The organism is Anaerovibrio sp. (genome assembly GCF_024697385.1).
GTDB lineage: Bacteria > Bacillota > Negativicutes > Selenomonadales > Selenomonadaceae > Anaerovibrio.
The window spans coordinates 1-7,912 of record NZ_JAILFV010000190.1 but is presented as its reverse complement, the minus strand read 5'-3'; the positions used below and the strand labels follow the sequence as shown (position 1 = coordinate 7,912).

Genomic DNA, 7,912 nt, shown 5'->3' with positions numbered 1-7,912 from the left:
TAAGCCTATCTGTTAATTGCAAAAAATTTATTTTTTAAAGGGTAAAATAGTTTTAAGTATAGTTTTTTTTTATAAAATCTTATATAATAGTCATATGAATTTAATAATTCTATACAAAAATACATAATACGAAAGGGAACGCTATGAAGGAAGATAGTGGAAAAACATTAGTAGAGCTGACAACCGACAGGATTATTGATTATATAACTACCAGACAGCTGCAGCCCGGTGATAAAGTCCCTACCGAAGCAGAATTTCTGGAAAAATTCTCTGTCAGCCGCGGTACACTGAGAGAGGCTTTTAAGATCCTCATTGCCCGTAACATTCTTGAGAGCAGGCAGGGAGCCGGAACATTTATTTCAAGTCGCCAAGGTATACCTGATGATCCATTGGGTCTTACATTCATTTATGACGATCAGATGCTTGCCCTGGACATGATTGATTTAAGACTGATGATTGAGCCAAAGTCAGCCCAGTTGGCTGCTGTAAATGCTACAGATGAGCAGAAACAGGCACTTATTGATATAATGAACGAGCTCGAAAATCGTATTCATAACGGAGAATCATATGTAGATCTTGACGGAAAATTCCATCAGCTCATAGCCGAATCTACCGGAAACAAGGTTATCGGCAATCTCACCTACATTTTATTCTCATCAATTGAAAAGAATATTGAACTCACCTTAAACAGCCTGAGTGTTTCAAATACCCTTTTTTACCATCGCAGAATACTCAACGCCATACTGAACGGCAATATTTTTGAGGCATATAATTTCATGACAAATCATTTAAGTCTTATTCGTGAATATATGTACGAAAAAATGAGTGAAAATAAAGATTAACTGACAGTGTTTTATTATTGAAAGGTATTCTGTCAAAGGGCTGGAGCAATCACTCCAGTCCTTTTGTTTTACAAACACAATTGATTTCCCGGAAGGAAAATGACTATGACACAGCTAAATGAAACTAATTTTGACAATATAGCATTCGGGAAAAATATTATTTCCAGGATAGGCTTTATTCCATACAATTTCTATTTTCCCGGGGTATCAGCCAATGCTGATTCCAGTATAGGCTACAGTCTCAAGAAATTTACCGAATACAATTATGCTGAGGAACAGGTAATCCTTCTTTATGATGACGGTGATATCAAAGCCCCCAACAAGGGATTTTTACTCACCACCAAGGGAATGCACATTCTGGGCTACCCGTGGTTTATACCCATAAACAGGTTATTGACATGTACCCTGCAGTTCACCAGTAACAATACTATTGGGTACAGTCTGACCATGCTTTATCCCCCCGGAATAACACCTGCCTCAGACACCTATAATATTTACCTTAACAACGAAATGCTCATTCCGGTTCTCTCTTTGATCTTTGAGCGACTTAATTCCGATGACCCAATGAGCATGCCTGAAGAACATGGCCATACCTGCCCTAATTGTAATCATCCAATAAGTGAAGGGCAGAAATTCTGTATGAATTGCGGGACAAAACTCATTGAGGAACGCCAGCCTAAACACAATTTCTGCAAAAATTGTGGGGCCAAATTAATTGATGAAGCCCAGTATTGCCAAAATTGTGGCACCAAAATCTAAATATTTTAGCTATATCAATAAAAACAGGAAGCTGACCTTGTACCGACAGGCAAAACTCGTGCTAAAACCTAACATGAGTCGATACATCAGCTTCCTGTTTTTTAAAATCTCAATGGATCATCACCATATTGGTTAGGTCCATCTGTTCCCTTAAAGAATAACAAATAAATAGCCAAAATAATGTCAACAACAGGTATTAAAAAGCCTATTACTATCCAACCCGGCTTATCCAGATCATGGGCTCTTTTTATGGAATTCATATAGGATAGTATTACCAATGGCAGGCAGAAAACATATCCCATTATCGTTGCAGCTTCTTCAGCCATCCCCATGATTGTTCCTATAATGAAGAAAACAAGGAACACAAAGATAATTGCCACGCATAATACAACATTGCGGATGAAATGTCTCATTCTGTTGAGCCGTCCAGAATAGCTGGTCCATTTCAAGGCTTCAACGATATTGTCCGGTTTTAAGCCATACTGGGACTGGGAATACCACATCGGTGGCTGATAACCGGGTTGTTGATAACCCGGCTGCTGATATCCTGGTTGCTGATATCCGGGTTGCTGATATCCGGGTTGCTGATATCCGGGTTGTTGATAACCAGGCTGCTGATATCCCGGCTGCTGATATCCGGGCTGTTGATAACCTGGCTGTTGCGTTGTATATGGATTGTTATTTATTTGTTGTCCCTGCTGTTGCAGGTTTGGAGTCTTAGGCATATCCTGAACTGAAAAATTCTGACCACATTCTGGGCAAAAAGCCAGTTCATCATCAATGCTATGACCACAGTTAGGGCAAAATTTAGACATAAAAATCATCTCCAAGTCATAGTTTACATTCAAATTATAACGCCATTGTTCAAATTTTACCACAGGTAAAACTTAATCAATGGCGTCATGGCACGATAAAGTATATACCCGTCAACCACTTTATCACCACAGTGGGTAATGGTAACAGCGGTCTATGATATACCTATAACTCGCTGTAAGATGTCCCCTTCCTCTACAGGTGAGGTGGACAATCCTTAACAGGTGGTGAGTATATCTCCCACCTCGTTACGACACGAAGTTAGTCCCTTTAGGGGAAAAGCTAATTGGAAGATTTTTCTTTTTAAAAGAAAAATTTGAACAATGGCGTTATAACACAGTAAACACCTGTTTTTTTATTGCATCCCCCAAACCATGGTCACTTCATCCTTTAGAACTATACTTTCAGGTATGATATTAACCTTCAGCCTTTGTGATGCATCACTCAAATCCGGAACCTGCAGCAACGGTTTTGTATTTGACTGAACCGGCCGATCAGTCCATGAATAATCTATTTTTTGCAGTGGTCCCAGGTTTACCCCGGAAGCCTGTGCTAAAATCTCGGCTTTTTCCCGGGCATCACTCACAGCCCTGGCCAAAAGCATATTTTTAACCCCGGAAACATCTTTTACGGAATAGGCTATATTAAACAATGGATTTCTTGTGCACTTCGTCAGCTCAGATATACATGCACCGATTTTATTATTATCCAGTGGTAATTCCACCTTCATTTTATGGATGTATTTATATCCTGTAAGCTCTCCGGCTGATTCCTCTGCCAAACTGGTATCATCCCTATAACAAGGTTCTACGGCAAAATATTCAGTTTTAAGATCATCCTTTTGAAAATCCAATCTTTGAATACCAATGCGCACTAATTCAGTCATGGCAGTTGACAGCTTGACAACACCAGCATAATCCTTCCCACTTTCAGAAATAGTAACATACAGCAATGCAATATCCGGCTCAGCCTGGACAACTCCCCTGCCTGTCACACTGATAATCCTGTCCATAAAACCCACTCCCCCATTAACAGCTATTGAAAAATGTTCCGGAAATTTATTTTTATGTTAGGAAATCCCGTTCTATATAATTAAATAAAAAAACAGTACCAGAAAAGCAATGGGTAAATCAACTGGAATGAAAATCACCCCTGAACAAATATCATATTGTTGAATATCTCATTGATTACAAATATACTTGTCATCTATAAACACATTGGTATAATTCCTGAACAGCTCCACATCATCATCATTTAAATCATAAAAGGACTTGTAGTAGTTTTCTCCACCAATTATTTTGGGAGCAAATCTTGCCAGGAGCTCCTCATAGCCCTTCTGTGAATCCGCCAGCTCTATACAGCTGATTATTTGACGCTTTTTCTCCTTGAAGCGTTCCATATCGTCATTTGATAACGGATGCTTACGGGCGTAAATGGCATATCCGGCATCGGTATTTACAAGGTACAGCATTCCCCTGGCTTTTTCTACAGCCTTACGATGATGCTCCTGCATAATAAGTCCACGCAAATGCTTCCATATGGTATTTATTTGCTCATCATTAAAAGCTTCCACGGATGACACCTCAAACAAATTATACTTTTTTGCGTATTCCGGCAACAGAGTATTAAAGCAAAACAGGGTTGCCTCAGCATCTGCAGCAGCAGAATGTGCAGAGCCTTCCCGCCATACATAACCACATTTTTCGGCACATACAACAAGGCGTGGAATATGATAATAATCCACGTCTGGCTCATCACGGAAAACAGCCCAATAAAGGTCCCTGACATCCATTGATTTTTTCTCAAGGCCTTCAAAGCCATATCGCTGAAGCACCCTGATATCGTTATCAATTGCAAACCCCAATAACATAACGCTGTCGTTAAAGATTTTCTGTACCCTGTCAACATGTAACGAAAAAAAAGGTTTATCAGCCACCATGGCCGGACTTATACCGTGTACTCTTTCAGCATAATGCCATTTCTTAATAATTTTAGGCTTATAAAGCTGATTATGTACCAGATGCCCCTGCCCGTCCAATATGGAAAGCTCCAAAATCTCGTTCATCAATCCTGTACTGGTGGACTCAGTATCAAGACATGCTATATTCATTTGATTTCCCTCTCTCGATTTTTTATTTTAATAAATACTACATAAAATTCAAAAATCCTTTATTTTTTAAAGAACAGCTCTTTATTTTATCTCCTGTCAGCAAATTAGCTCTATTAGGTTAAAATCATTTTTCAGCTAATATCTAGCTAATATCTCTACCTATCCATATAAAATTGTAAAAAAATACACCGCAAAATGCGGTGTATTACTAAGTGATTACTCACCCTTATTGGTAAATTTCAAGGACAGGCCACGCTCTGCCAATCGATCAGTGATTTCCTTAAAGGATTTAGCACCGAGATTTCTGAAGCCCATGATTTCTTCACTGGTATGCTCCACCAAATCACCAATGGTATAAATATTGTTGCGCTGCATGCAGTGCGTAGAACGCTGACCCAGCTCAAGCTCACTGATAGACGCCTTCAAAAGCTCCTCCATGGCAGCCTTTGCTGCTTCTTCACTGCCAGACTGGGAAAGTCCATAGCTTTCAGGTCTAGGCTCATCAACTACAGTATCCGCACATAATGCGAGGAAAGGATTCAAATCCTCAATCATAATATCAGCTGCCATCCGCAATGCTTCTACCGGGATAACGGTTCCATTAGTGAAAATATCCAGTGTAAGACTGTCATAGTTGGTAATATTACCGACACGTGTATTTTTTACAACATAGTCTACACGATCAATTGGAGAAAACAGGGCATCTATAGGGAACATTCCGCTATCAGCTGATGTATTTTTATCAGCAGCAACATAACCATAGCCGTTCATTATCTTCATATCAATGGAAAGTTCCTTACCGGCCTTTACAGTAGCAATATGCATTTCAGGATTGACAATACTGAGTTCATCTTCACAGACAATATCATCAGCAGTTACTTCAACATCCTCATCTTTAGGTGCCTTAACATTTATATGAGCAACAACATTTTTATCGATTGGATTAACACATAATCCCTTCAGGTTCAGAACAATATCAATAGCATCCTCATTGGCAACCGACAGCTTGCTCTCAATTGAAGAAGCACCAGCGATTTTAACAGCAGTCACGGCTGCACCCTTTATGGATGACAGGAGAATGCGCTTGAGGCTATTACCTATTGTGGTTCCATAACCGCGGTCAAGAGGACCACATACAAACTGACCATGGGTTTTATCGGTAACTTCCCCAGAACAACGGATTTTTGTTGTATTGACATCCAGCATATCAAAACTCCCCTCAGGTATTTTAAACAAATTTCGCGTACTTTATATCCTACCATGATTTTTATAAAAAAGCAATACCCTAAGTCTACTAATCAGAAAATATATCCTACCAAGTGACAGCTTTAATTACAATCTTTCTAAAGAGAAGTTTTATTCTAATTAAGAATTAACATTTTTAGTAAGCAATAACCTATTTTAATTATGATATTACGGTTGAATAACAGAACTCAGTCACTGCACTCCGGAAAAATGCTTTGCAGAATCAGCATTTCATCCTCCGTAGCTTCCCGAACAGAATATTCAAGTTCCAGATATGCCTCTCTGGATTCCTCCATGAATTCAGCCATCATATCTATACTATAGCCCTTTGATTGACGAACAGCCTTCAAGTTATCTAAATTCAACACTACTAACCCCTTCATATACTTTTGACTGTTTTAATCAGGTTATCCAACAGATTAAATCCAGTCGAAATTTACCCATTGCTTTACAGGCGCATATCACAAACCTCAAAAAATATGGTCTGCACTTGAAAAAACGGGAAAATATTTAGTACCTTATGCACTAAACGAATGACATTGTATTATATGAGTATAAATTTGTAAAGTACTTTTTAACCTATTTTTTTAAATTATTTATACATTTATTCTTACTTAACTATAAAATAAAAATTTTAACAACGCTAAAGATGTTCCCTACCTAAAGAAAAGAGGACATCTTTAGCTTCGTTATAACGCCATTGTTCAAATTTTTCTTCTTTAGAAGAAAAATCTTCCAATTAGCGTTTCCCCTAAAGGGACTAACTTCGTGTCGCAACGAGGTGGGAGATATGCTCGCCAGCTGTTGTAGTTTGTTTTCCCCCACCTAAATAGGAAGGGGACATCTTAAAGCTCGTTATAACTCTTGCGATATAAATAATTAAAGTGCTATACTTATAAAGCATAGTAACATATAAAAAGTAAACGGAAAGGACACGACATTTCGTGAGAGTGATTATCTATGAAGGTTGGAATTTATGGTTATGGTAATCTGGGCCGTGGCATAGAATGTGCCATCAAAAATAATAATGATATGGAGCTGGTAGCTGTATTCACCAGGCGCGACCCGAAATCAGTAAAAATTCAGACAGAAACAGCCAAGGTTTATCCTGCTGGGGAAGCAGAAAAATTTCAGGGAAAAATTGATGTAATGATCATCTGTGGCGGAAGTGCTACCGATTTGCCTGAGCAGACACCAAGACTGGCCAAGCTGTTTAATGTAATTGATAGCTTTGATACTCACGCCCGTATTCCGGAGCACTTTGCCAAGGTGAATGAAGCTGCAGCAAAAAATGGTAATATCGCTTTGATTTCCGCCGGCTGGGATCCTGGTATGTTCTCTTTAAACCGACTTTATGCCAATTCCATTTTACCTAATGGTAAGGATTATACTTTTTGGGGCAAAGGAGTCAGCCAGGGACATTCAGATGCCATTCGTCGTGTCAAGGGAGTAAAAAACGGAAAACAATACACTATTCCTGTAGAAAGTGCCCTTAACGCTGTACGAAATGGTGAAAATCCTGAACTGACCACCAGGGAAAAGCATACCAGGGAATGCTTTGTTGTTGCCGAAGACGGTGCTGATAAGGCAGCTATTGAAAAAGAAATAAAGGAAATGCCAAATTACTTCTCTGACTACGATACAACTGTACATTTTATCTCCGAGGAAGAATTAAACACCAAGCACAGCGGCATTCCCCATGGTGGATTCGTATTTCGTACCGGCTCCACAGGCTGGAACAATGAACATAAGCATGTAATAGAATACCGGCTGCAGCTGGATTCAAATCCTGAATTCACGGCATCAGTTATTGTTGCCTATGCCCGTGCCATAAATAGACTTCATAATGAGGGCATAACTGGCTGTAAAACCGTATTTGATATTGCTCCTGCTTATCTCAGCCCACTTTCCGGCGATGAGCTGCGTGCACATATGCTGTAATTGAAATAATAAAGGAATAAATAACCTTTTAACTATTTGATGGGAGCTGCCTGCTCCCATTTTTTTGTATAAAGAAAACCACGCGATAGTCGCGTGGTTCAGAAAAGCTTTAGCTATGCGTCCTAAAACAGGAAAACTCCTGATGTGTTAGTATTATATCGTGACCTGCCAGTTACGAAATATAACACATCAGGAGGACATA

General features: G+C 39.2%; 8 protein-coding genes. 3 read left to right on the top strand and 5 right to left on the bottom strand.

The window, feature by feature from the left end:
- The first annotated feature begins 143 nt into the window (after window positions 1-143).
- Together K6C05_RS09975 and K6C05_RS09970 are read left to right on the top strand one after the other, a co-directional pair.
- The gene (locus tag K6C05_RS09975) at window positions 144-842 is read left to right on the top strand and encodes a FadR/GntR family transcriptional regulator (protein ID WP_296734296.1); all 699 of its coding nucleotides are present in this window, start codon (window positions 144-146) and stop codon (window positions 840-842) included.
- 105 nt (window positions 843-947) lie between these two features.
- Window positions 948-1,601: a zinc ribbon domain-containing protein gene (locus K6C05_RS09970; RefSeq protein ID WP_296734294.1), complete on the top strand. Its 654-nt coding sequence runs from the start codon at window positions 948-950 to the stop codon at window positions 1,599-1,601.
- Window positions 1,602-1,702: 101 nt separating this feature from the next.
- On the opposite strand, the gene K6C05_RS09965 is transcribed toward K6C05_RS09970, so the two are convergent.
- From K6C05_RS09965 to K6C05_RS09945, 5 genes are all read right to left on the bottom strand, one after another.
- Complete coding sequence (locus tag K6C05_RS09965) at window positions 1,703-2,416, bottom strand: DUF805 domain-containing protein (RefSeq protein ID WP_296734292.1); 714 nt, start codon at window positions 2,414-2,416, stop codon at window positions 1,703-1,705.
- 353 nt (window positions 2,417-2,769) lie between these two features.
- Window positions 2,770-3,426: an SIMPL domain-containing protein gene (locus K6C05_RS09960; protein WP_296734290.1), complete on the bottom strand. Its 657-nt coding sequence runs from the start codon at window positions 3,424-3,426 to the stop codon at window positions 2,770-2,772.
- 168 nt (window positions 3,427-3,594) lie between these two features.
- A complete protein-coding gene (locus tag K6C05_RS09955; protein WP_296734288.1) occupies window positions 3,595-4,524 on the bottom strand; it encodes a 3'-5' exonuclease in 930 nt (309 codons plus the stop codon).
- A gap of 216 nt (window positions 4,525-4,740) precedes the next feature.
- Window positions 4,741-5,730 (bottom strand): DNA-directed RNA polymerase subunit alpha, encoded by a 990-nt coding sequence (locus K6C05_RS09950; RefSeq protein WP_296734286.1) that lies wholly within the window; start codon window positions 5,728-5,730, stop codon window positions 4,741-4,743.
- Window positions 5,731-5,957: 227 nt separating this feature from the next.
- On the bottom strand, window positions 5,958-6,134 hold the full coding sequence (locus tag K6C05_RS09945) for a hypothetical protein (protein ID WP_296734284.1): 177 nt from the start codon (window positions 6,132-6,134) through the stop codon (window positions 5,958-5,960).
- A gap of 595 nt (window positions 6,135-6,729) precedes the next feature.
- Between K6C05_RS09945 and K6C05_RS09940 the strand changes: the two genes are divergently transcribed.
- On the top strand, window positions 6,730-7,710 hold the full coding sequence (locus tag K6C05_RS09940) for a diaminopimelate dehydrogenase (RefSeq protein ID WP_296734282.1): 981 nt from the start codon (window positions 6,730-6,732) through the stop codon (window positions 7,708-7,710).
- The last annotated feature ends 202 nt before the right edge of the window (window positions 7,711-7,912 follow it).